Raw genomic sequence first — 1,010 nt, forward strand, 5'->3', positions numbered from 1 at the left:
CCCTTGGGGATGAAACGGCGAATTAATTTGTGCTGGTTTTCGCTCGTCCCACGCTCCCAAGAAGCATAAGGATGGCTGAAATAGACGTCAGCTACATCTTTCAGGGCATCGTGTAGACCTGAAAATTCTGATCCATTGTCGGATGTAACGGTCTTAAATAATTGATCGAAGTTAGCGCCAGCCCGTTCTCTTAGCTGTTGAACCGCTTGGTCCACCGATTCGGTGTCCTTCCCGTTCAACTTTAGGATGACTTCAAAGCGTGTCTGCCGTTCAGCCAGCGTCAGCAGCACGGCATCCGACTTGGTCTTGTTTCCCACTACCGTGTCGATTTCCCAATGACCGAACGTTTCCCGTGTTTCAACTTCTTTAGGGCGTTCTTCAATTAACGTCCCGAGAACACGCTTGTTGGGACGGTGTCCTGGGAGGACCGCTTTGATTTTACGGGACAGTTTTTCAAGCAAGTCCATGTTCTTTGTTCGCATGATTCCGCGGTCAATCCATTGATAGAGAGCGGTTGTGCCAGGAATGATGGCACAATCGAACAGCTCGTGTTTTCTGGCAAATCCGACCACGACGTCCGGCGACCATTTTTCATTTAACATTTTGTCATCTGCCCAATCAATGAAGGCATTTGTGTTCGCCCATTTGGGGCGTCTGCCACAGTTCAGTCGTTGCTTTTCATAGAAGGCCTGTCCTGCATCAGCGTCATAAACAGAATAGTAGGTGTCATACACTTTTCCATTTTGCGTTTGGCGTTTTAACTGGGTGATGGTTCCGCGATCAATCTCATTGTTTATGGTTTGCGGAACACGTCCCAGCGCTTTGGCAACCTGACGGTTGGAATAGCCTTCCTTTTTCAAGATAGCGATTTGGCAACGTTCTGAGTAGGAAAGATGTTTTCCCTTGCGTGAAACTGTGTTATCATGGGTTTGCGTCATTTGAATTCATCCTTGTCTATTGAGAGTTGTAGTAACTTCAATATAACATGGAATTCACGTGGCGTTTTTTTT

At 46.9% G+C, this 1,010-nt stretch carries 1 protein-coding gene; it reads right to left on the reverse strand.

Translation table 11 applies throughout. The features are described 5' to 3' along the window. Window positions 1-938 (reverse strand): IS30 family transposase (locus tag EF384_RS09555; protein ID WP_123781484.1); only part of this gene is annotated, 938 nt, incomplete at its 3' end. Window positions 939-1,010 lie beyond the last annotated feature (72 nt).

Source organism: Aerococcus agrisoli, assembly GCF_003797145.1.
Lineage (GTDB): Bacteria > Bacillota > Bacilli > Lactobacillales > Aerococcaceae > Aerococcus > Aerococcus agrisoli.